The organism is Ignavibacteria bacterium (assembly GCA_013177855.1).
GTDB lineage: Bacteria > Bacteroidota > Ignavibacteria > Ch128b > Ch128b > Ch128b.
In genome coordinates, this window is record JABLYA010000001.1 from 2,421,463 (window position 1) to 2,446,922 (window position 25,460).

Here is a 25,460-nt window from a genome sequence, read left to right on the forward strand (position 1 = left end):
ATTAAAATTAACCTATCAATACTTAATTAAACCCAAAACTAAAGTAGCGGAGGTGTGACTTGAAAGAGTATAAATCAAAGAATATAAGAAACATTGTTTTAGTAGGTCACGGTGGTGCGGGAAAAACTTCCTTAGTCGAAGCAATGCTTTTTACTGCCGGCGTCACCACAAGAATGGGTAAAGTAGAAGACGGAAATACTGTATCAGACTTTAAACCAGAAGAAATTGAAAGACAGATTTCAACTTCTGCTTCCTTAATGAATCTTGAATGGCAGCAAAATAAAATTAATATAATTGATACGCCCGGCTACGCTGATTTTATCGGTGAGGTGTTAAGCGGTTTGAGTGTAGCAGATACGGCAGTGCTGGTTCTGAAAGCCGTTGAAGGCATTGAAGTAGGTAGTGAAAAAGTTTGGAAGTTAATCAATCAAAATGGACTTCCAAGAATGATAGTGATTAATAAATGCGATAACGAACGAGCTGACTTTGAAGGAGTTTTTGAATCAATTAATCAAAAACTGACTCATGATGGAGTTATTGTACAATATCCTGTAAATCAAGGATTGAATTTTAATGCGGTTATAGACTTGTTGAAAATGAAACAACTTGTTTATGAAAGAAATGGAAATGGTAAATATAAAATCGAAGATATTCCCGAGAATTTAAAAACAAAAGCTGAGAGTCTAAGAAGTCAGCTTGTTGAGAAAATAGCTGAATCAGATGAAGAACTGATGAATAAGTATTTTGAAAATGGCGAATTAACCGAAGATGAAATTTTGAATGGTTTGAAGAAAGGAATATTAAATCGAACAATCGTACCTGTTCTACCAGTAGCTGCAACATCAAATGTTAATGCAGCTGGATTTATGGATTTCATTGTTTCTTACCTTCCATCTCCTGCTGATAGAAATAAAGTAAAAGCATTTCAAAATGGCAATGAAGTTGAGATTGAAATTAAAGAAGACGGTGAACCTGCATTGTTCGTCTTTAAGACAATTGCAGAATCAGCTATTGGCGAGTTGTCTTTATTCAAGGTTTATAGTGGAACCATAACTCATGGCCTTGATCTATTCAACACCTCAACAAATAAATTTGAAAGAACCAGTCAGATTTATATCCTAAATGGAAAAAACAGAACAGAAGTAGCTCATTTATATGCCGGAGATTTAGGTGCAGTTGTTAGACTTAAAGATACCCATACGAATAACACTCTCTGCTCAAAAAATCTTAATATTAAATTCAAAGAAATAATTTTCCCTGAGCCAATTATTCATTTTGCGGTTAAATCAAAATCTCAAGGAGATGAAGATAAAATTGCAAACGGCTTCCATTCTTTGCATCAAGAAGATCCAACATTTATAATGTATTACGATGCAGAACTTTCTCAAACCGTAATTGGTGGTCAAGGTGAATTACACTTACAGCTTGCAGCAAAAAAATTAAAAGATAAATTCGGTGTTGAAGTTGATTTAGTTGAACCTAAAATTCCTTATCGTGAAACAATTAAGGGAGTTTGTGAAGACGCAGAATATAAGCATAAAAAGCAAACAGGTGGTCGTGGCCAGTATGGTCATGTTCATTTAAAGCTTGAGCCTTTAAAACGAGGTGAAGGTTTCCAATTTGTTGATGCTATAGTTGGTGGTGTTGTTCCCGGCAGATTTGTCCCTGCCGTCGAAAAAGGAATTTTAGAAACAATGGCAAAAGGTGTTTTAGCAGGTTACAAAGTGGTTGATGTTAAAGTCACTTTGTTCGATGGTTCACACCATCCAGTTGACTCGGATGAATTGTCATTTAAGATTGCTGGATCTCAGGCATTTAAGAAAGGATTTTTAGCTGCTAATCCTTGTCTATTGGAACCAATTCAGGAAGTTACCATTCGTGTACCTGATGAATTTATGGGCGATGTTATGGGAGATGTATCAAGCAGGCGAGGAAAAATTCTTGGAATGGATTCAGATGGTGAATATCAAATCATTCGTGCATTAATTCCACTTGCTGAAATGTTTAAGTATGCAACTCAATTAAGAAGCTTAACTCAAGGTAAGGGTACTTATGAGATGAAGTTGTCTCATTATGAAGAAGTACCAAAGGAAATCGAAGCGAAGATTATTGCTGCAGCCGAGAAAGAGAAGGAAGAAGAAGCTTAATGCAAAGACTTTTTTCACCCTGGCGTTCTGAATACATTGAATCTTTTCAAAATCCAAAGGAAGAAGGTTGTGTATTCTGCAATGCTCAGAATGAAGATGTTGAAGATGAAAATTCTTTGCTCGTTTACAAAGGCAAAGAAGTTTTTATTTTAATGAATCGCTATCCCTACAATAATGGTCATCTGCTTATTATTCCTTATAGACACATTGCAAAAATTTGCGAGATGACTGATTCAGAACGCCTTGAAACATTTTATCTAATCGAAAAATCAATTGAAGCTCTTGAAAATACAATGTCTGCGCAGGGACATAATGTTGGTACTAATCTTGGAAGAGTTGCTGGTGCAGGAATTGACGATCATATCCATTTTCATGTTGTTCCGAGATGGAATGGTGATACTAACTTTATGCCTGTCTTAGGTGATGTAAAATTGATTTCTGAAGATATGAAAAAAACCAAACTAAGACTTTATAAATTTTTTAAGGAGAACTTATGAGAATTGCTGTAATTGGAACTGGTTATGTTGGATTGGTTACAGGAGTTTGTTTAGCTGAGACTGGTAATAAAGTTATATGCGTTGATAACAATCAAGAGAAATTAGAAAGATTTAGAAAAGGTGATCCAGTTATTTATGAGAAAAATCTTGCTGAACTTTTAAATCATAATCTTCAAAAAAATAGAATAGAGTTTACTGATGATTTAAAATATGCAGTAGAGAATTCAGAAATTATCTTTTTCTGTTTGCCGACACCTCAGGGTGAGGATGGTGCTGCTGATTTAAAACATGTTCTTGAAGTTGCTGACCAATGCGGTGAAATTTTAAATCAAATTGAGGATAAGTCTTACAAAATTTTCGTTAATAAAAGTACCGTCCCAGTTGGCACGGCTGAATTAGTCAGACAAAAGATTAAAGCAAAGGCTGGTGATTATCCCTTTGATGTTGTCAGCAATCCAGAATTTTTGCGTGAAGGATTCGCTGTCGAAGATTTTATGAAACCTGATCGAATTGTTATTGGCACCTCATCGGAAAAAGCCAGAGAAATGATGAAAACTTTATATGAGCCTTTCGTTCGAAGCGGTAATCCTATTTATTTTATGGATGAAAAAAGTGCCGAGATAACCAAATACGCAGCTAATTGTTTCCTTGCGACTAAAATTACATTTATGAATGAAATTGCAAATTATTGTGAAAAAGTCGGTGCTAATGTAGATATGGTCAGAATTGCAATGGGTGCTGATAACAGAATTGGGAAAAGATTTCTATTCCCCGGAATTGGTTATGGTGGAAGTTGCTTCCCGAAAGACATTAAAGCATTACAAAAATCTTTTAGAGAAGTAAGTGTTGACTCAAAAGTTATTGATGCTGTAATTGAAACAAATGAGAAACAGAAACTTGTCTTGATTGATAAAATTTTAAAACACTTTAATCAAGACGTTAAAGGTAAACGGTTTGCTCTCTGGGGACTTGCATTTAAACCAGAAACAGACGACGTAAGAGAAGCACCGGCATTTAAGATAATTGATAAAATTCTAGAACTCGGTGGTAAAATAGCAGCTTATGATCCAGAAGCAATGGATAATACCAAACGAGTTTATGGTGATAAGATTGAATATGCACAGGATGCACTTTCTGCCTGTAAAGATGCAGATGCATTAATTATTGCAACCGAGTGGAATGAATTTAGAACACCAGATTTTGAAGCGATGAAAAATTTAATGAAAGAATTTGTCATCTTTGATGGAAGAAATGTCTTTGACAATGAGAAAGCAAAGAAATATAAATTCGTTTACTATTCAATCGGAAGAAAACCTGTCTTAAAAGAAGACTTAGAAAAATGAAACAATTAGTTCAGAGAATTAAAGATGGGGAGATGAAAGTTGTTGATCTCCCCATTCCTTTTTTAAAACCAAAAGGCGTTCTTGTTAAAAATTATTTTTCACTTATTAGCGCTGGTACAGAAAGAACGACAGTTGAGTCGGGCAAAGAAAATCTTCTTATTAAAACATATAAAAATCCCGATGTAGTCAAACAAGTTTATCAAATAGTTCGGCGCGATGGCTTAATTCCAACAATTGAAAGAATTCTGGGTAATCTGAATGATTATAAAACTCTGGGGTATAGTTCTTCTGGCGTAGTGATAGAATCATCAAGTGATAAATTTAAACCAGGTGAGCGAGTTGCTTGTGCAGGTGCAGGCTATGCAAATCATGCTGAAATTGTTTTTGTTCCAGAAAATCTATGCGTTAAACTTCCTGATAATGTCAGTTTCGAGGAAGGTGCTTTCACAACTCTTGGAGCAATAGCTCTTCAGGGTGTGAGACTTGCAAATCCAACTCTCGGTGAAAATGTCGCTGTTATCGGATTAGGATTGCTCGGATTGATTAGTGTGCAATTACTTAAGGCAAATGGATGCAAAGTAATAGGATTAGATATTTCTGAACAGGCTCTTGATTATGCAAAAAAAATGGGCTGTGATTATGTTTTGAAGAGTTCCAAAAGTGAAAAAGAAACAATTTTAAATCTGACAAATGGAATTGGGGTTGATAAAGTTCTAATTACTGCCGCAACAGAAAGCAATGAACCTATTGAACTTTCAGGTTTGATCACCAGAGAAAAAGGAAAAGTGGTTGTAGTTGGTGCAGTAAAAATGGATATTCCTCGTGGCCCATTTTATAATAAAGAGATAGAAGTTGTTATATCAAAATCGTATGGTCCCGGTCGTTATGATCCAATGTATGAAGAAATGGGAATTGATTATCCAGTCGGATATGTAAGATGGACGGAAAACAGGAATATGCAAGCTGTTGTAGAATTAATTTCTCAAGGTAAACTTGACTTTAAATCTTTAATCACTCACAAGTTTTCTATTGATGATTATCAAAAAGCTTATGATTTGGTTTTAGGAAAGACCCAGGAGTTTTATCGTGGGATATTATTCGAGTATGCACAAGAAAAAATATCAGAGATAAAAAGTATTGATGTTTCGACAAAATCAAAACCAACCTCTAAAATTAAAATTGGATTTATTGGAGCTGGTAGTTTTGCTCAATCTTCACTTCTACCTCACCTTAAAAATTTAAATGTGGAATTGGTAAATGTTTGCACAACTGATGGACTTTCCGCAAGTAATGTTGCCAGAAAATTTGGATTTCAAAAATTTACAACCTCACCAGAGGAAATATTAAAAGACGATGAAATAAATGTTGTCTTTATCGCAACCCGTCATGATAGTCACGCGGAATATGTGAAAGAGGCACTCCTTGCAGGTAAAAAAGTTTTTGTTGAAAAACCACTTGCAACAAATTTTGACGAGTTAAAGAAAATAATTGATTTAGAAGTAGACGAAAAATTTTTATTAGTTGGTTTTAACAGGAGATTTGCAAAAAGTATTGTTGATATCAAAAATCATTTTCCTTCAGGTCCTTTTAATTTTCTTTATCGTGTGAATGCTGGCAAGCTTCCTCTTAATCATTGGACTCAATGGGAAGAGCAAGGTGGAAGGATTATTGGGGAAGTCTGTCATTTTGTGGATACATTATCATTTATTTGCAACTCTAATCCAAAGCAGGTCTTTGCTCAATCAATTTCATTAAAACAGGGTCTGGATAAGGAAGAAGATACAGTTCACATCATTTTGAAATTTGAAGATGGCTCAATTGGAACTATCATTTATCAATCAAATGCAGATTCATCAATTCCTAAAGAATATCTCGAAGTTTCAGCATTGCAGAAGTCAGCTGTATTGCACAACTTTGAAAAAGTTGACTTTTTCTCAGGAGGTAAAATTAAATCCAAAAAATATTTTGGCAAAGGACACAAAGAAGAAGTTGAAGCTTTCATAAATGCAATTAAAAATGGGGGAAAATCACCAATAGATTTGAATTCATTGTTTTTAACGACACTAACAACTTTTGCAATCATTGAGTCTCTCAGAACAAACAAACCTGTGGATATAAGTCTATAATTCATCTCTATTGATGGAATTTTTAATTGTTTGCAAATCTGATGATGGAAAGATATATTAAATTCAAAATTATCGAAGGCTATGCAGAGAATAAAAATATTACCTGAAAATGTTGCTTCAAAAATTGCAGCTGGTGAAGTTGTTCAAAGACCTGAATCGGTTGTAAAAGAATTAATCGAAAATTCCATCGATGCTAAGGCTCAACACATTACATTGATTATTAAGGATGCTGGTAAGACATTGATCCAGGTAATTGATGATGGGATCGGAATGTCAGCTGAAGACGCAAAACTAGCCTTTTATCGTCACTCTACCAGTAAAATTTCTGATATTGATGATCTTGAAAGAATTACGACACTTGGTTTTAGAGGAGAAGCTCTTTATTCAATTGCATCTGTATCGAGAGTTGAACTGAAAACGAAAACTGCGGAAGAAGAACTCGGTACTCAGCTTATTATCGAAGGCGGAAATATTTTAGAACAAAATCAGATAAACTGTGAAATAGGAACGAACATAAGTATAAAAAATTTATTCTTTAATGTCCCGGCTAGACGAAATTTTCTCAAATCAAATGCAACAGAGTTTAAACATATCTATGATACTTTTCAAAGAATTAGTTTAAGTTTTACAAATCTTCGTTTTACTTTTATCGATGATGAAAAACTTGTAGTTGAACTTCCCCCATCTTCAATTGAAAAAAGAATACAATATTACTTCGGAGAGTCATTTTTAGAATCTCTAATTCCAGTAAATTTTGAGTCTGACCAAATTAAATTATGGGGCTACATCGGTGCACCACATTTTGCCAAAAAGGCAAAAGGACAACAATTTTTATTTTTGAACGGAAGATTTGTGATTAACGAGTCTATTTCACATGCCGTTTACAGAGGCTATGAGCATTTGCTTGAGAAAGGTGAATATCCGTTTTATCTTCTTTACCTGAATCTTGATCCAAAACATATTGATGTCAATGTTCATCCTTCAAAACTAGAAGTTAAATTTGATGACGAAAATTTAATTTACTCATCAATTTATACAGCAGTTAAAGAGGCGCTCTCAACTAAAGATTTCACACCTCAGATTGAATTATCTGAGCTTGATGATTTCACAAGAACAAGATTTAAGAATCCTGTTGTCGATCCAAATAGTTTTATCGCCAGAGAAATTTATGGTGAGCCGAAAAAACCTGTTTCTTCTACAATTTCAATTCCGATTCAACCAGCTCAAAAAAAATCAGAATTAAGTGGTGATTTAGACTCGATGATTGATATTGTGGAACACACCAAACAAATAGTTAATTCCTTCTCGTTTGAAAAATCAGAAGAAGAAAAAGAAACAGTAGTAACTCGTCAGGTTTGGCAGCTTCACAATAAATATATTTTAACTCCAATCAAAAATGGTTTGATGATAATTGATCAACATATCGCTCATGAAAGAATCCTTTATGAAAAAGCAATTCAAAGTATAGAAAATTCAATTCCACTTTCACAGCAATTATTATTTCCACAGACAATTGAGCTATCAAAACCAGATTTTGAATTGGTTCTGGAATTGAAAGATTATCTGGAAAAAATTGGCTTCGATATCAGACCTTTTGGCAAAAACACTTTAATTATAAATGGAATTCCACAGGATATCAAACCTGGTAAAGAGAAAGAAATTCTTCTTGAGATTTTAGAAATGTATCGTGAATTTGCATTAACGAATGTAACCAATGAAAAAGATAATCTTGCAAAATCATTCGCATGTAAATCTGCAATCAAAGCTGGGGATCCATTGACCGAAAAAGAGATGATTTCTCTTATTGATAATTTATTCGCGACCAAAATTCCTTATGTGTGTCCCCATGGAAGGCCTGTTTTCATTAAACTCACTATCGATGAACTCGATAGGAGATTCGGCAGAACCGTAAATAAAGAAGATTAAAAAGCGAGGGTAAAAATGGGAAACAATGATTTAAAGGAGAAAAAACTCCAATGGAAAAAAGAGGCTGAATCTCAGCCAACAATTCCAATCACTTTCAACTCAATCAGCGGCAATAAGGTAGAAATTCTTTACACTCCTGATGATCTTGGAGATTTTGATTACGAAAGAGATCTTGGTTTTCCCGGTGAGTTTCCATTTACTCGTGGAATACATAAAAATATGTATCGGGGAAGATTGTGGACAATGCGGCAATTTGCAGGATTTGGAACACCTGAAGACACAAACAAAAGATTTAAGTATTTACTTGAACATGGGCAAACGGGTCTCTCTGTTGCATTTGATTTACCAACTTTAATGGGCTGGGATGCAGACGCTCCAATGTCAGAAGGTGAAGTCGGAATTTGTGGTGTTTCGGTTTCTTCACTTGTTGATATGGAAAAACTTTTTGATGGAATTCCACTCGGTGAAGTTTCAACTTCTATGACTATTAACTCACCAGCTGCAATGATTTTCGCTTTTTATCTTGCTGTTGCTGAAAAACAGGGCGTTGATTTCAAAAAATTAAGAGGAACTTTACAGAACGATATTTTGAAAGAATACATCGCTCAAAAAGAATACATTTTTCCGCCGAGACCTTCGCTTAAAATTATTGTCGATATGATTGAATACTGCACCAATGAAGTTCCACAATGGAATCCCGTCTCAATTTCAGGTTACCACATTCGTGAAGCTGGTTCAACTGCGGCTCAAGAACTCGCATTCACACTTGCTGATGGATTTGCTTACATCGAAGCGTGTATTGAACGAGGTATGGATGTAGACTCATTTGCACCACGACTTTCGTTTTTCTTTAATTCTCACTTAGATTTTTTTGAAGAGATAGCAAAATTTAGAGCGGCTCGAAGAATTTATGCTCGACGGATGAAAGAAGTTTACAAAGCAAAAAATCCGAGAAGCTGGTGGCTAAGATTTCATACTCAAACTGCGGGATGTTCGTTGACAGCTCAACAGCCTGAAAATAATATTATTAGAACAGCTTTTGAAGCACTTGCAGCTGTATTAGGCGGAACTCAATCTTTACATACAAATTCAATGGATGAGACACTCGCACTTCCCAGTGAGAAAGCTGTTAAAATCGCATTGCGGACTCAACAAATTATTGCTTATGAAACGGGTGTGATTAATACAATCGATCCACTCGGAGGAAGTTATTATATCGAAGCTTTAACAAATCGTCTGGAAGAAGAAGCAAATGAATATTTCAGAAAGATTGATGAACTTGGCGGGGTAATCCCAGCTATTGAAATGGGATTCTTCCAGAAAGAGATCGCAAATGCAGCTTATCGTTATCAGAAAGAGATTGAAGAAAAGCAAAGAATAATTGTTGGTGTTAATGAGTTTGTGGAGAAGGAAGAAAAAATTGAAATTCCAATTCTTTACATTCCGCCAGAAGTTGAAATCAAACAAAGAGAAGCTTTAGCAAAACTTCGTCAGGAAAGAAATAATGAAATTGTAAAAGAAAAACTTGAAGCATTGCATCAGGCTGCTGTTGATGAGAAAAATATTATGCCTTATGTGCTTGATTGTGCAAGAAATTATGTAACTCTAGGTGAAATGGTTGATGAACTCAAAAAAGTTTATGGTATTTATGAAGAAAGCATTGTTTTCTGAAATAAAAGATCTTTTACAGCTTATTCGTGTAAAACAGTGGATTAAAAATTTTTTCTTATTTGCACCGCTGATTTTTTCGCATCATTTGTTTCAGACTGATTATTTGTTTACAGTTATTCAGGCATTTATTGCATTCTGTTTTATTTCAAGCGTAGTTTATATAATAAATGATATAGCCGATCTTGAACAGGACAAAAATCATCCAGTAAAGAAAAATCGTCCATTACCTTCAGGCAAAATTTCTAAATCAACTGCAATTTTGATTTCATTAATTTTCTTCATTGGAATGGTCAGCCTGGCTTACAATTTGAACACGAAGTTTAAAATTGCTATCGCAACTTATTTCATTATTAATATCCTGTATAGTTTCAAATTAAAGCAGATTGTTTTGCTCGATATTTTTTTCATTGCTTTCGGTTTTATGATTAGAATAATTGCCGGTGGTTGGGTTATCAATGTTTACATTTCAAGCTGGTTAATCCTTACAACTTTATTTCTCTCATTATTTCTTGCAGTGACTAAAAGAAGAAGTGAGCTTGCTGTAATCGATAATAATTCAAGCACGAGAAAAGTTCTGGAACAGTATTCTATCAATTTTGCAGATCAAATGGCTACAATTGCAGCTGCGGGTACTGTAATCTCTTATGCGCTTTATACTGTCTCCGAAAGAACAAAAGAGTTATTCCATACAGAAAATTTGATATTTACAACTCCGTTTGTTGTGTATGGAATTTTCAGATATCTTTATTTAGTGCATAAGAAGAATCTTGGAGAAAATCCAACATATATTGTGACTTCAGATTTACCAATGATCATTAACATTCTGCTCTGGATTTTGTTTTCAATTGGCATTATATATAAACAAAAGTTTAATATTTCGTTGTGGTGATGCGAAGTTTTTTAATTTTGATTTTAATTTTTTGTGCTGGATGTTTCATAATTTCAAAAACAGAAGATCCAAAAGTCTTTGAAATAAAAAATGAACAGCTTGATATGTGGTTTGATGCAATGCCTAAAGTCGATTCAAAATCATTGTTTCGTGTCAATCTGGATTTAGAATTGAAAAATGTTTCAAGCAAAGGAGTAGAGATTGATTCAATAATTTATGAACTTGTTTTATCTAATGATCAGGTATTATCATTCAAAGATGGGAATTACTCTTCAAGTTTTTTCTTAGATTCAGGGGAAATTAAAAATCTTAAAACTTTGAAACATCTTGGACTTATTAGACAAATTCCTCAGAATGCTAGACAGGTGAATTTTTCTGTAACGATCTTTTTTAGAATGGATAGTAAGACTTACTCACAAAAATTTTTCTTAAAGTCACAGGAATTTGAGATAGTTTATTAAAATGGAGTTTGTAATTTTAATACTTGCCTTAATTGGTTCAGCATATTTTTCTGCGACAGAGATAGCTTTTATTGTTGCCAATAAAATTAAAATTGAAATAAGAGCAAAACAAAATATTGCTGGTGCTCAAGCGGCAAGAAGGATCATACAAAATCCTGAAGAGGTATTAGTAACAATTTTAGTTGCCAACAATATAGCCAACATCACATTTGCTTCGCTGTTTGGACTTTACTTACAACAGACTTTTCATCTATCTGAAATTTCAACATTATTAATTACAACATTAATCCTTTTAACCTTTGGAGAAATTATTCCCAAAGCTTTCACTCAAGAAGTAGCCGATATTGCAATTCTTTATTTTTCATATCCATTTAGATTTATTCGGTTAATTCTATTTCCGATTGTCAAGTTACTTGAAAGTGTTTCGAAACTTATTCTTCAAAAATTAAAAATCTCTTTTGACTTACCTCAAATTCTTGAAAAAGAGGATATAAAAATTTTATTGAAAGAAAGCCTTGAAGCTGGAGCAGTCGATAAAGAAGATAAAAAAATAATAGACCGAGTAATTGAACTTGGCGATCAAAAAGTCAGTCAGGCAATGCGACCAAGAACTGAAATTGTTGCCTGTGATATTAATTCAACCAAAGAAGAACTTTATCAAGTTTTTATTGAAAGTGGATATTCGAAAATTCCAATTTATGAAGGCTCACTTGATACGATTCGTGGAGTTGTTTATCTAAATGATCTTTTTACTGAATTCAATGAAATTGTCGAAATTATGCGACCTATAAATTTTTATCCTGAAACTAAACCGAGCATTGAACTCTTGAAAGAATTTTTATCAGAGGGAATTTCTATTGCAATAATTGTCGATGAATATGGCGGAACTTCTGGCTTAGTTACAACAGAAGATTTGATAGAAGAACTATTAGGTGAGATTAAAGATGAATATGATGTTGATGAAAATATCTGCAGGAAAATTGGAGAAAATACTTATTTAATCAGCGGTCGTGTTGAGATTGATGCAATTTTGGAACAGATTGGTATTCAAATTCCAGAAGGTAAATACGAAACAATTGGTGGTTACATCATCAATCGTTTGGGCAAAATTCCTATGGAAGGTGAGGAGTTTATTCTTGATACATTTAAAATTACAATCATTAAAGCCACGCCCAATAAAATTGAACTTGTAAAATTAACCGAGTTAAAGAGAGAAGAATTGTAATGTTTTTTGAATTAGTTAAGTCAGATAAAAATTCTAAGGCTCGTGCAGGAATAATTCATACTTCTCACGGAGATATATTAACACCTGTTTTTATGCCTGTTGGAACTCAAGGTGCAATTAAAGCTGTAGAACATCGTGAACTTGAAGAAATTGGTACACAAATAATTCTTGGAAATACTTATCATCTTTATTTAAGACCTGGTACAGAAATTTTAGAAAAATTTGGTGGACTGCACAAATTTATTAACTGGAATAAACCAATTTTAACTGATAGCGGCGGTTTCCAGATTTATAGTTTGTCTGAGCTTCGAAAAATTCGTGAAGATGGAGTTGAATTCAAATCTCACATCGATGGCTCATTGCATTTTTTCTCACCTGAGAAAGTTGTGGATATTCAGAGATCAATTGGTTCTGATATTATGATGGTGTTAGACGAATGCGTGGGTTATCCTGCTCAATATGATTATGTGAAAAAATCTGTCGAGCTGACAACTCGATGGGCTAAGAGAGCTTATGAATATTTCCACTCAACTTCTCCAATTTATGATCATAAACAATTCATATTTGGGATTGTTCAAGGAAGTGTTTATAAAGATTTAAGAAAGATTTCTGCTGAGGATTTAACTCAATTTGATTTTGATGGTTTTGCAATTGGAGGATTAGCTGTTGGTGAGTCAACTGAAGAAATGTATGAAATTACTGATTTCACTACCGATCTGCTGCCCAAAAACAAACCGAGATATTTAATGGGAGTTGGGCGCCCAGAAAATTTACTTGAAGCAATTGAACGTGGCGTTGATATGTTTGACTGCGTTATGCCTACTCGAAACGGAAGAAATGCTTATTTGTTTACCAGCAAAGGAGTTCTTTCAATTAAGAATAGTCAATTTAAAGATGACCCATCTCCAATTGATGATGAATGTGACTGTTATACCTGTAAGAATTTTACTCGTGCTTATTTAAGACACTTATTTATTGCGAAAGAAATTTTAGCTTTACAATTAGCTTCTATTCATAATCTTAGATTTTACTTAAATTTGATGTCAGAAGCTCGGAAAATGATTCTTGAAGATAAATTTTCTGAATGGAAGAAAGAAAAAGTTGAAAAAATTTCACAGAAACTAACAATAAATAAGGAGGAAATCATTGATTAACTCAGTATTATTATTTGCTCCGCAGCCGGGACAAGATCCAGGCGCCAGTATGTTAAGCACTCTTATAATGTTTGCGGCAATTTTCTTAATAATGTATTTCTTGATGATAAGGCCGCAGCAAAAACGAATGAAAGAAAGAGAGAAAATGCTTAGCGAATTAAAGAAAGGTGATAAAGTTGTGATGTCCAGTGGAATTTACGGCGTCATAACTCAAATAGATGATAGGACAGTTATTGTTCAAGTAGCCGATAATGTAAAACTAAAATTTGAAAAATCTGCTGTTGCAACTGTTCTAAAAGATTAAATTGAATTTATCTTTCTTATAGCCGGGAATTTTTCTCGGCTTTTTTATTTTTAAATAAAACTTTCGAATAGAAAATATGTCGTACAAATTTCTGGATCACACTTCAGATATCGGAATTGAGGTTAAGTCTTCAAGCATTCAAGAAGCATTTGTTGAATCAATCTATGGTTTGCTTGAAATAATTTTTGGTAAATCTCTGATAGAATTCGATTCCAATTCAGATTACGAAGTTTTGGAGGTTTCGAGCATTGATAGAGAAAGTCTGCTTGTCGATACTTTGAATGAAATCTTATTTTTGATTGATACAAAAAAAATAATTCCATTGAAACCAGAAATTCTTGAAATGAGTAATAATTTTTTGAAATTAAGATATAAACCTTGTCAATTTGATTATCAGAATTTCCCAATTCATCTTTATGTTAAAGCTGTAACTTTTCATCAACTTGAAATCAAAGAAATCGAAAATCAAACAGAAATTAAATTTTTCGTTGATATATGATAATCGAAAAAATCACTGACTATAAATACAGAATTCCGAAATCTAATTTCCCGTTCATGCGGGTTGACGGCATTGTTTATGCTGACGAAGACTTGCTCGAATCAATAAAAAATGATAAAACTATTGAACAAATTGCAAATACTGCATCATTGCCAGGCATTGTTGGATATTCACTTGGTATGCCCGATGCACATCAGGGTTATGGATTTGCAATTGGCGGAGTTGCTGCAGTTGATTTGAAAGAAGGAGTGGTCTCACCAGGTGGAATTGGTTACGATATTAATTGTGGTGTGCGTTTGCTTGCAACTGATCTTGAATTTGACGATGTAAAACCGAAATTAGAAGAGCTGGTTAAACAACTTTTTCACGAAATTCCTTCTGGTACAGGTCGAGGCGGTGATTTGAAATTGAGCTACGCTGAACTGGATGAAGTTATGAAACTCGGAATTGATTGGGCAATACAGAATAAATATGCAAAACCAGAGGATAAAGATTTCATCGAAGAATACGGTAGACTTCCAAATGCTAATCCCGATATGGTTTCTAATAAGGCAAAGGAAAGAGGTCGTGATCAATTAGGTACACTTGGTTCAGGAAATCACTTTGCTGAAGTGCAAATTGTTCAAGAAATTTTTGATGAAGAAGTCGCGCGCGGTTTTGGTTTACACAAAAATCAAATTGTTGTATTGATACATACAGGTTCGAGAGGACTTGGTCATCAAGTTTGTACAGATTACTTAAAAGAAATGGACGCAGCAATGAAAAACTATGGAATTAAGGTTCCAGATAGAGAGCTTGCATGCGTTCCAATTGATTCCAGAGAAGGAAAAAGATATTTGCAAGCAATGGCTTCGGCGGCAAATTTTGCATTCAATAATCGTCAATTGATTACTTTCAATGTCAGGAATGTTTTTAAACGATTATTTAAAACTGACAAAGTACGAATTGTTTATGATGTCTGTCACAATATTGCAAAAGTTGAAGAGCATAATGTTTTTGGAAAGAAGATGACAGTTTTAGTTCATCGTAAAGGTGCAACACGCGCATTTCCGAAAGGGCATCCAGCATTACCAGAAGTTTATCGTGAGATTGGTCAACCAGTAATTATTCCTGGAAGTATGGGAACTTATTCTTATGTTCTGGTTGGAACCGAGAAAGCAATGGAAGAAACATTTGGCTCAACCTGTCATGGTGCTGGTAGAACTCTTTCAAGACACAAAGCAAAAAAAATGATGTCAGCTGAAGAAGCTGTTAGTAAACTAAAAGAAAGGGGAGTTTTCATTCAAGCGACAACTAAATCGGGAATCACCGAAGAAATTCCAGAAGCATATAAAAATGTTTCCCAGGTTGTAGAAGTTGTACATCAAGCTGGCATTTCTAAAAAAGTCGCCAAATTAAAACCAATCGGTGTAATTAAAGGTTAATTATGATTAAAAGGTTTTTTCTGATTTTAACATTCTTTTCTTTCATAGCTTCATTTTCAAATGCTGAAGAAGTAAAGAGGAAAGTTTATTTGATTGACATAAGCGGAGACATTGATCTTGGCATTGCTCCTTATGTTGAACGAGTTATTAAAGAGGCAGAAGAAAATAATGCATCCGCAATTGTTTTAATGGTCAATACTTTTGGCGGCAGAGTTGATGCGGCAACTCAAATTCGTGATGCAATTATTAACACAAAGATTTTGACAATTTCATATGTTAATAAAAGAGCTATATCTGCCGGTGCTTTAATTTCAATCGCGGCAAAAAAAATTGTAATGTCTCCAGGTTCAACTATTGGTGCAACAACCGTCGTTGATCAATCTGGAACAAAAGCAACGGAAAAGTATCAGTCATATATGCGTTCAGAAATGAGGTCAACTGCAGAACGGAACGGCAGAAGACCAGATATTGCTGAAGCAATGGTCGATGAAAAAATTGTTGTTAAAGATTTTCCTGAATTAGATGACTCAACTAAATTACTCACGCTTACAACGGAAGAAGCCGTCAAAGTTGGATACTGTGATTTCGTTGCTTCGGACCTAAAAGAACTTCTAACTCATTTTGATCTTCAAAATTCCGAAATAATTTCTTCCGAAATAAATTGGGCAGAAAAAGTTGTTCGATTTCTTAGCAATCCAATTATAAGTGGAATTTTAATAATGCTTGGCATTCTTGGTTTATTGACTGAAATCAAAACTCCCGGATGGGGAATTGCTGGAACGATTGGTTTAATCTCCCTTGCATTGTTCTTTGGAACCAACTACATCCTTCAACTGGCAAACATCTGGGAAATTTTAATTTTTATCATTGGACTTGCATTGTTGTTAATTGAAATTTTTTATATACCAGGTTTTGGATTGGCTGGTATACTTGGAATAATAATGATGGTTGGAGCAATCTTTTTTAGTTTGATTGGCGATTTCCCCATAGTTTCTGAAAATGAAATTTCAAATGCCTTGATTCAGCTTGCCGCTTCACTTGTTGCTTCTGTTATTTTTCTTTTTATTCTCTGGAAATTTTTACCCGGAGTTCCTGTCTGGGGAAGATTAATTCTTTCGACATCCGAAACTCAAAACGAAGGGTTTGTTTCTAATCCTGATTTATCATTTCTGGTCGGAAAAAAAGGAAAAGCAATATCACTTCTCAGACCTGCAGGTATTGCGCTGATTGATGGGAAAAGATATGATGTTGTATCGGAAGGCGAGTTTATTAAAAAGGATGAAGAAATTATCGTGACTGAGGTTATTGGCTCGAAGATCATTGTTAGAAAAATAAATTAAGGAGAAGAAACAGGCATTCTTTTTTTTACCTTTTTAATACTTTTGAGAAATGAAATCAAAAAAAAGATTTTTAAATAAACTAATTTTAGTCTGCCTGTTTCTTTTCAGTTTTTCTTCTTTATATGCTCAATCTGAAAAAAATATTTATACCGATACCATCCAACTAAAATCAAAAACAATTTCTCTTAATGATTTTCCATTTCCTGTAGATTCAATTATTTCTATGAAAATAGATTCAATTGAGCTTCTTAAAGATGATTATGTTTTTGATAGATTAAATCAAACACTCAATGTGAATAATGACAGATACATTAATAAAAATTTGATAATTACCTACAAGGTTTTCCCGATTAAAAGAGAAATAATTAAAAAAAATTCTCCTCAAATATTTTCTGATACCATTTCTAAACGTCAAATCATAGCGATAAAAAAAACTCAATCAACAAATATTGCAGACGATATTTTTGGCTCTAAAATTGAAAGAAGCGGAGTTTTAACTCGCGGTTTTTCCGTTGGCTCGAATAAAGATTTCACTCTCAATTCAGGTTTGAGACTTCAACTTGCAGGTCAATTAAGCGATGATATTGAAGTTGCTGCTGTTCTTTCTGATCAAAGTTCTCCAATTCAACCTGAAGGAAATACTCGAAATATTCAAGAAATTGATAAAGTTTACATTGAATTAAAACATAAAAATGCTCAGGCAACTTTTGGCGATTTTCAATTCACTCAGAGAATTGGAAACTTTGGTATCGTTGATAAAAAACTTCAGGGACTGACTTCAACTGCATTTCTTAACAAAAAAAATTTTGCCAGCATTGCCTACGCAAGTGCAAGAGGAAAATTCAAATCACAACAATTTAATGGGATTGATGGTGTTCAAGGTCCATACCGATTGACAGGTGAAAATAACGAAAGGGATATAATCGTTCTTGCAGGAACTGAAAAAGTTTACATCAATGGTGAAGAAAAAGTGAGAGGTGAAAATTATGATTACATTATTGATTACTCAACTGGTGAAATTTACTTTACTCCAAGAACTGTAATCACAAATGCATCACGAATAAAAGTTGATTTTGAATATTCTGATAGAAAATTTGAGAGAAACTTTTTTGGTTCTGTTGTTAATGCGACTGCTTTCTCTGACCAAATACAAATTGGTTTAAGTTATTTCAGAGAAGGTGATAATCAAGATTTACCAATAGAATATTCAATTTCTGAAACTGACAGACAAATTCTTGCTCAAAGCGGGAATAATCGATTAGCCGCTTCGAAAAGCGGAGTTAAATTTGTCGGTTATGATTCTACTGGAAGACCAGCAGGTGTTTATCGTTTGAGAGATACTTTAATTGCAGGAGAATTGATTAAATTTTTTGAATTCAGTCCAGGTTCTGATTCAGCATTTTATAATGTAAGTTTTTCATACATTGGAGAAGGACAGGGTGATTACATTAAACTTGGATTGGGAAGATTTAAATATATCGGTCCAAATCAAGGAAATTATGCTCCTGTAATTTTACTCCCTATGCCGGAGCTTAAACAAGTTGGAAATTTTTATTCCAGTATATTCATAACAAAAAATATAAAAGTAGAAGGAGAATTATCTTTATCGTCTTTTGATCGTAATCGATTTTCATCAATTGACGACGAGAAAAATAAAGGTAAAGCTTATAATTATAAGTTATCATTTGATTCAATCGGGGTAAATATTTTTTCATTGGTTGATGGAAGTATTTCATCAAGTTATTTTGAAAGAAAAACCGAGGCAACTTATTCGTCCTTAACAAGAATTTACGAAGTTGAATACGAACGAAATTGGAATTTAGGATTAACTAATCAAATTTCAGATGAATTGTTGAGAGAGTTTGATTTTAAGTTCTTTACTAAAAATTTTGATTCGAAATTATCTTACGGAAGATTGAAGAGAGGAATAGATTTTACAAGTAATCGCTTCAATGCATCAATTAATTCAGAAGTTTTTGATCAAGTAAATTTAAATTATTTTTTCTCTGGCATTAAAACGCGAGCTAATCAAACTAATTCGAACTACCAAAAAAATTATTTTAATATTAAGTACGCTCATCAAAGTTTTACTCCTTACCTTAAAATGGAAATCGAAAATAAAATTGACAAAATTGTGAATGACTCACTTCTATATTCAAGCTTTAGATTTTATGATTTTACATTAGGGTTATTTTCATCTTTCATTAAATATTTGGATGTTAATTCAGCTTTTAATTTCAGGAAAGACTTCTTGCCATTTAATAACAGCATTGAAGAAGAAGCAAACAGTTATATCTATCAATTAGGGTTTAGATTGAAAAATATTTCCAGTATTAGTTCATCTCTTGATCTATCATTCAGACAGAAAAAATATTCTGAAGTCTTTAAATCTTCCGGCAGATTGAATAATCAATCACTTGCAATAAAATATCTTGGCAGGGGAATTTTCTTTAAGAGATTTTTTCAGACAGATCTGTACTATGAAGCTTCATCTCAAAGATCAGCTAAACTTGAAAGAATCTTTTTACGAGTTCCGAAGGGTTCAGGACAATACATTTACAAAGGTGACTTAAACGGAAATGGAATTGCTGATGAATTTGAATTTGAACCTGCTAAGTTTGAAGGTGATTACATTTTAACGACCTACCCGACTGATGAATTATTTCCTGTAATTGATTTGAAAGCAAGCATAAGACTAAAGCTTGATTTCAGAAATTTATCTTTGAATGAAAATATTTATAAGTATATAAAACCCTTGTCGACTGAAACCTATTTAAGAGTTGAAGAAAACAGTACGGATCCAAAAGAATCAAATGTTTATTTAATTCGTTTGAAGACTTTTCAAAATAAATCGACTACTATTCGTGGTAATAATTTAATTCAACAAGATATAAATCTATTTGAATATGATCCTGATTTTAATCTACTTCTTAGATTAATTGAGAGAAGAGGATTTTCTCGTTTCAGCCTGACAGACGAAAGAAGGTTTCAACAGGAAAAATTGATAAGGATAAGATGGAAATTTGTAAAGGAGTTTGCAAATCAGAGTGAAGTTAATATTACAAAAAACAATTTATACTCGAGTGCTTACTCATCCAGGAATTTTTTGATTAAACAAGTTACAATCAATTCAAAACTCTTTTACTACCCTTATAATAATGTTGAAGCTGGATTTAAAATCGAAATTGGGCAATCGAAAGATTTTTATCCACAAACGCCAACAATAATTGATTTAAATTCTCAAGAGCTGACACTGACAATAATGTACTCAATGAGGGGAAAATTTAATTTCAGCATTGAAAGAACTGAGATGATTTCAAATCAAAACCTTTCCTATTTGCCCTTCGAATTAACCCGAGGATATGTGATTGGAAAAAATTATATATGGCGTGTAAGTTTTGATTATCAAATTGCAAATAATTTTCAAGCAAGTATTGTCTATGATGGACGAGTTCAAGGTAAAAACAATCCTATTCATACAGCAACAGCAGAAGTAAAAGCATTCTTTTGAGGTGACTATGTCAAAAGTTGTATCAACTTACATCGAACTTCATATTATGAAAATTGAAAATGATCAATTAAAGTTTCTATTACTAAAAAGATCACCTAATGAAAAATATCCAAATATCTGGCAAATGGTAACTGGAAAAATTAGAGATGGTGAAAAAGCTTACGAAACGGCATTGAGAGAATTAAAGGAAGAGACAGGTTTAATTGCTGAGGAGTTATTCACAGTTCCGATTGTTAATTCTGTTTATTTATCAGAAACTGATGAAGTTTGTCTGATCCCGGTTTTTCTTTGCCGTGTGAATGAAAAATCTGAAATAAAGATCTCCGAAGAGCACTCAGAATACAAATGGTTAAATGCCGAAGAAGCTGAGAAACTTCTAAATTGGGAAGGTCAGAAAAAGTCAATCAGAATGATTAATGACTACTGGATTAATTCAAAAGAAAAACTGATAAAAATCTTTGGATAAAAAACTTTAGTTGCAAATTTTTAATTGATAAAAATTTTAAAATGCCTCTCTAATGTTAGGTAGATCCAAAATATGTAAGAAAAATTTATCTCGTTACTAACAAATTTATTAGGCTTATACGATCTCATTAAGTTTGTATAAAAAAATCATATTGAAAATTAGCTTAAATTTGTATTCAAACAGGAACAAATAGCGAGGTTAAATTTGTCAATTCTAGTAGTTGGTTCACTTGGTCTCGATACTATTGAGACACCATTTTCAAAAGTCGAAGAAGCACTTGGTGGTTCAGCAGTTTATATTTCACTGGCTGCATCTTATTTCTGTCCCGTCGTTAACCTAGTCGGAGTTGTTGGTGAAGATTTCCCTAAAAAATATATCGAACTGCTGAGAGAACATCATGTTGATTTAGAGGGACTTCAGATTGTTCCAAATGGTAAAACTTTTCGATGGTCAGGTAAATATGATTATGATATGAATTCAAGAGAGACACTATTGACTGAATTAAATGTTTTTAAGGATTTTAATCCTGTTATTCCTGAGAATTATCGAGATAGTAAATTCATAATTCTTGGCAATATCGATCCAGAGTTACAGATGAATGTCTTAAAACAACTGCATAACCCAAAGTTTATAGTTTGCGATACAATGAATTACTGGATTGAGCGAAAGAATGAAGCACTGCATGAACTTCTTAAAATGGTTGATATGCTTGTTGTAAACGACTCAGAAGCTCGGTTGCTTGCAAAGCATCCAAATCTTATTCAGGCGGCAAAAATCATTTTGAAAATGGGTCCGAAAAAACTTGTAATTAAAAAAGGTGAACATGGTGCATTGCTTATAACAAACGACACAATCTTTACAGCTCCTGCTTACCCGCTTGAAAACATCAACGATCCAACTGGTGCAGGTGATACATTTGCCGGTGGTATGGTTGGATATCTTTCGAAAGTTAATTCAATTAATGATGATGAATTAAAAAAAGCAGTTATATATGGAAGTGTTCTCGCTTCTTTCTGTGTTGAAAAATTCAGTGTCGATGGTTTACTTGATCTAAATTATTTGAAAATAAAAGATCGATTTAATCAATTCTTTCAGATAACTCACTTTGAGCAATGAGTACTGATTTCTATTCATTAAAGTTTGAAAACGACTCGTTAATTTTTATTGACCAAACAAAACTCCCTGATGAAGAGAATTACATTTCTACAAGTGATTATAATAGAATTGCTGAAGCAATTGAAAAACTTGAAATAAGAGGTGCACCACTGATCGGAATTGCAGCACTTTATGGTTTAGCTTTAGCAGTAAAAAATTCTAAATCTGATTTTGAAAAAGCATTTGATAGATTAAGACATACACGACCAACTGCCGTTAACCTCTTCACTGCATTAAATAAAGCAAGAGAATTTTTCTATTCATCAGTAGCAAACCAAAACTATCAATCTCTTCTAAATTTTGCGCGTGAATTTCATAAAAAAGATTTTGAGTATTGTAATCTGATTGCTAAAAATGGTTTTGATTTTATTTCGAGTAGTTTCAATCGAAAAGTAAGAATTCTGACGCATTGTAATACTGGCTCACTTGCGACAGGTGGAATTGGAACTGCATTTGGAGTAATTTTTGAACTTTCGAGAAATAATCTTGTTGAGATTGTTTATGCCTGCGAAGCCAGACCTTTACTTCAAGGGTTAAGACTAACTTCGTTTGAATTAAAGAAACATAATATCAATTATAAAATAATTACCGATTCCACTGCTGCTTATCTTATGCAAAAGCAACTGGTCGATTTTGTTATTGTTGGTGCTGATCGAATTGCAGCGAATGGTGATACAGCAAATAAGATTGGAACTTACTCACTTGCGGTTAATGCAAAATTTCATTCAATTCCTTTTTATGTTGCTGCACCTTCAACATCGATTGACGCTCAAATTTCGTCAGGTGAAGAAATAATTGTTGAAGAAAGAAATCCTGATGAATTGCTCACTTTTGGAAATAAAAAAATCATAAACACAGAGATTAACGCATTAAATTTTGCATTTGATATTACACCAAAGGATTTGATTACCGCTATTATTACAGAAGAAAAAGTATTTTCATCACCGTTTAATTTTTCAAAATGACAAAGATTTTGAAAGACAGGGGCTTCGTTTTAAGAAAAAGAAAATATCGTGAGACAAGCAAGTTGATTACAATTTTTTCTGAGAAGTCCGGGAAAATTAATCTGATCGCAAAAGGTGTGAGAACTCCTAAAAGTAAATTGTCTGCTGTTCTCGATCCAATTAATTTAATTGAATTTGTTTATTATGATAAGCCAACCAGAGAATTACAATATATTTCATCAGCGGATTTTATCGAAGATTATTCTAAAATCAAATCCGACTTCGAAAAATTGAAAATTGCTTATTTGATTATCGAATTGACAGATATTTTTTCGCATGAGGGCCAGGTTAATGAAGAGCTTTTTAATCTTGTTTCAAAAGAACTGAATAGTCTTAATCAAGATATTTATTCTAAGTTTTTAATTCTTAATGAATTTCTGATTGAACTTTGTGAAATAGCAGGTTACCCGATTTACACTGGAAATTGTCCGTTATGTAATCGTGTAATCAATTTTTCAGAATTAAATTTTGAATTTACAAGAAACTATGGGATTGTTTGTGGTGATTGCAGGAATTACCAAAATTCACAAATAAATCTCGGACTTGAAACTAAAAAAGTACTTGCTCTATTTTTACAAGAAAATTATTCCCTTGTAATGGAAATGAAAGAAGAAAATTTTAAACATCTTTTTATCCCTATAATTGAGTTTCTAAGATTTCATGTCAGTGAAATTCAGAAAATCAAATCCTTAGAACTTTTTTGAAACTTTGTTTTGTACGCTAAAGTAAAAAGCAAAAAAAATTAAGGAGAAAATATGGAACGAAAAAAATTATTCGCTACAATCTCGTTGATTTTTGTGGGTGTGGTTTTTGGAGTAATTTTAGCAACAGGTTTTAATTGGGTAAAACCAGGTTATGGTTTATCTCAAATTGGCGCACCAAACTCTCCTGTAAATGTTAGTCAAGAGGTTCAAAAGTTGAACGAAGCATTTATCAAAGCTGCTGAGGCAGTCACCCCAACAGTGGTCTATATTGAAACCAAAACGGATGAAAATATAGTCGATATTCCTGAACATGAATTTTTTAAGGATTTCCCATTCTTCAAAGATTTACCAAAACAACCTCAGGTGGGAACGGGTTCAGGTGTAATTATTTCTTCTGATGGTTATATCGTAACTAATAACCATGTTGTAAAAGATGCAAAATCAATAAATGTGATTCTGAATGATAAAAGAAAATTCACTGCAGAATTAATTGGAACTGATCCTTTGACTGATTTGGCAGTAATTAAAATTGATGCAAAGAATTTAACTCCCGCATATCTTGGAAATTCTGATGATGTGAAAGTTGGACAATGGGTTCTTGCCATTGGTAATCCACTAGGATTGACATCAACAGTTACGGCAGGAATTGTTTCGGCAATTGGTCGTGGTGGTTTGAGATTGATACAAGACTCATACGGCATTGAAGATTTTATTCAAACTGATGCTGCAATTAATCCAGGTAATTCTGGAGGTGCACTGGTTGATTTAAATGGCGCTGTTATTGGAATTAATACAGCGATTGCATCAAGAACTGGTTATTATCAGGGATATGGTTTTGCAATACCTGTGAATATTGTTAAAACGGTCGCAAAAGATTTAATTGATTACGGTAAAGTTAGAAGAGGTTATATTGGTGTACAAATTCGAGAAGTTGATAATGCAACAGCAAAAGCTCTCGGACTTGAAAAAACTCAAGGTGTTATTGTAGAAGGCTTAGTTGAAGGAGGCGCTGCCAAAGATGCTGGTATTGAAGAAGGTGATGTAATTCTTTCAATTGATGGTAAAGAAGTCTATAAACCGAATGACTTGCAGAGTTATGTAGCAAGTAAACATGCCGGTGATAAAGTTAAGCTTAAAATCTTCAGAAACGGAAAAACATTTGATAAGGAGATTACATTAAGACCAAGAAAGGAAGATGAAGCTGACACAAAACCGGTAAAGAAAAAAGAAGAACGTAAAATTGATGAATCAATCCAAACTAAAACTTATAAAGAAATAGGTTTGACTGTTAAAAACTTAACTTCAAGTGAATTGAAAAAATACAACGTAGAAAACGGTATTTTAATAACCGCCGTTGAACCTATCAGCTCAGCATTTGATGCAGGTCTTAGAGAAAATTTAGTAATAGTTGAAGTGAATAAGAAGAAAATAGATTCGGTTAAAGAGTTCGATGAAATCATTTCTAAGAACAAAGGCTCAGCAGTATTACTGAGAGTTAGAGACGCTCAAGGAAATGCCAGATTTATCGGTTTAGAGATCCCCAAATAACCTCCTTACCCTAACATAACGCCTCCTATAAGGTCCGGTTGCCCCGCCGGGCCTTCTTTTTTTTAA

At 33.4% G+C, this 25,460-nt stretch carries 20 protein-coding genes; all 20 read left to right on the forward strand.

Annotated features, from left to right (window positions below):
* The first annotated feature begins 59 nt into the window (after window positions 1-59).
* The 20 genes from fusA to HPY57_10195 all read left to right on the forward strand — a co-directional run bounded on the left by fusA (window position 60) and on the right by HPY57_10195 (window position 25,394).
* The gene (gene fusA, locus HPY57_10100; protein ID NPV12131.1) at window positions 60-2,147 is read left to right on the forward strand and encodes an elongation factor G; all 2,088 of its coding nucleotides are present in this window, start codon (window positions 60-62) and stop codon (window positions 2,145-2,147) included.
* Window positions 2,147-2,644, forward strand: a complete 498-nt coding sequence (locus HPY57_10105; GenBank protein NPV12132.1) for an HIT domain-containing protein — start codon at window positions 2,147-2,149, stop codon at window positions 2,642-2,644. Before fusA ends, HPY57_10105 begins: the two co-directional genes overlap by 1 nt.
* Window positions 2,641-3,987: a UDP-glucose/GDP-mannose dehydrogenase family protein gene (locus HPY57_10110; GenBank protein NPV12133.1), complete on the forward strand. Its 1,347-nt coding sequence runs from the start codon at window positions 2,641-2,643 to the stop codon at window positions 3,985-3,987. The genes HPY57_10105 and HPY57_10110 overlap by 4 nt, the downstream gene beginning before the upstream one ends.
* Window positions 3,984-6,113, forward strand: a complete 2,130-nt coding sequence (locus HPY57_10115; protein ID NPV12134.1) for a Gfo/Idh/MocA family oxidoreductase — start codon at window positions 3,984-3,986, stop codon at window positions 6,111-6,113. Before HPY57_10110 ends, HPY57_10115 begins: the two co-directional genes overlap by 4 nt.
* 81 nt (window positions 6,114-6,194) lie before the next feature.
* Window positions 6,195-8,039 carry a DNA mismatch repair endonuclease MutL gene (mutL, locus tag HPY57_10120; GenBank protein ID NPV12135.1) on the forward strand — a complete coding sequence of 615 codons (1,845 nt, stop codon included), beginning with the start codon at window positions 6,195-6,197 and terminating at the stop codon, window positions 8,037-8,039.
* 15 nt (window positions 8,040-8,054) lie between these two features.
* Window positions 8,055-9,710 (forward strand): methylmalonyl-CoA mutase family protein, encoded by a 1,656-nt coding sequence (locus HPY57_10125; protein ID NPV12136.1) that lies wholly within the window; start codon window positions 8,055-8,057, stop codon window positions 9,708-9,710.
* Window positions 9,688-10,599 carry a decaprenyl-phosphate phosphoribosyltransferase gene (locus HPY57_10130; protein NPV12137.1) on the forward strand — a complete coding sequence of 304 codons (912 nt, stop codon included), beginning with the start codon at window positions 9,688-9,690 and terminating at the stop codon, window positions 10,597-10,599. The genes HPY57_10125 and HPY57_10130 overlap by 23 nt, the downstream gene beginning before the upstream one ends.
* Entirely contained in the window at window positions 10,599-11,060 is a 462-nt protein-coding gene (locus tag HPY57_10135) for a hypothetical protein (protein ID NPV12138.1), read from the forward strand. Before HPY57_10130 ends, HPY57_10135 begins: the two co-directional genes overlap by 1 nt.
* 1 nt (window position 11,061) lies before the next feature.
* Complete coding sequence (locus HPY57_10140; protein ID NPV12139.1) at window positions 11,062-12,285, forward strand: HlyC/CorC family transporter; 1,224 nt, start codon at window positions 11,062-11,064, stop codon at window positions 12,283-12,285.
* Window positions 12,285-13,439, forward strand: coding sequence for a tRNA guanosine(34) transglycosylase Tgt (gene tgt, locus HPY57_10145; GenBank protein ID NPV12140.1), 1,155 nt, complete (start codon window positions 12,285-12,287; stop codon window positions 13,437-13,439). Before HPY57_10140 ends, tgt begins: the two co-directional genes overlap by 1 nt.
* 49 nt (window positions 13,440-13,488) lie before the next feature.
* A complete protein-coding gene (gene yajC, locus HPY57_10150) occupies window positions 13,489-13,743 on the forward strand; it encodes a preprotein translocase subunit YajC (protein NPV12141.1) in 255 nt (84 codons plus the stop codon).
* Between the two features lie 76 nt (window positions 13,744-13,819).
* Window positions 13,820-14,242, forward strand: coding sequence for an archease (locus HPY57_10155; protein ID NPV12142.1), 423 nt, complete (start codon window positions 13,820-13,822; stop codon window positions 14,240-14,242).
* The gene (locus HPY57_10160) at window positions 14,239-15,666 is read left to right on the forward strand and encodes an RtcB family protein (GenBank protein ID NPV12143.1); all 1,428 of its coding nucleotides are present in this window, start codon (window positions 14,239-14,241) and stop codon (window positions 15,664-15,666) included. Before HPY57_10155 ends, HPY57_10160 begins: the two co-directional genes overlap by 4 nt.
* A 2-nt stretch (window positions 15,667-15,668) precedes the next feature.
* Window positions 15,669-17,006 carry a nodulation protein NfeD gene (locus HPY57_10165; protein NPV12144.1) on the forward strand — a complete coding sequence of 446 codons (1,338 nt, stop codon included), beginning with the start codon at window positions 15,669-15,671 and terminating at the stop codon, window positions 17,004-17,006.
* A 49-nt stretch (window positions 17,007-17,055) separates the two neighbouring features.
* Window positions 17,056-20,517 (forward strand): hypothetical protein, encoded by a 3,462-nt coding sequence (locus tag HPY57_10170; GenBank protein NPV12145.1) that lies wholly within the window; start codon window positions 17,056-17,058, stop codon window positions 20,515-20,517.
* Between the two features lie 7 nt (window positions 20,518-20,524).
* On the forward strand, window positions 20,525-20,983 hold the full coding sequence (locus HPY57_10175; GenBank protein NPV12146.1) for an NUDIX pyrophosphatase: 459 nt from the start codon (window positions 20,525-20,527) through the stop codon (window positions 20,981-20,983).
* 204 nt (window positions 20,984-21,187) lie between these two features.
* Window positions 21,188-22,099 carry a sugar kinase gene (locus HPY57_10180; protein NPV12147.1) on the forward strand — a complete coding sequence of 304 codons (912 nt, stop codon included), beginning with the start codon at window positions 21,188-21,190 and terminating at the stop codon, window positions 22,097-22,099.
* A complete protein-coding gene (gene mtnA / locus HPY57_10185) occupies window positions 22,096-23,103 on the forward strand; it encodes an S-methyl-5-thioribose-1-phosphate isomerase (GenBank protein ID NPV12148.1) in 1,008 nt (335 codons plus the stop codon). Before HPY57_10180 ends, mtnA begins: the two co-directional genes overlap by 4 nt.
* A complete protein-coding gene (gene recO, locus HPY57_10190; GenBank protein ID NPV12149.1) occupies window positions 23,100-23,846 on the forward strand; it encodes a DNA repair protein RecO in 747 nt (248 codons plus the stop codon). Before mtnA ends, recO begins: the two co-directional genes overlap by 4 nt.
* Before the next feature lie 51 nt (window positions 23,847-23,897).
* Window positions 23,898-25,394, forward strand: coding sequence for a Do family serine endopeptidase (locus HPY57_10195; GenBank protein ID NPV12150.1), 1,497 nt, complete (start codon window positions 23,898-23,900; stop codon window positions 25,392-25,394).
* Window positions 25,395-25,460: the final 66 nt, after the last annotated feature.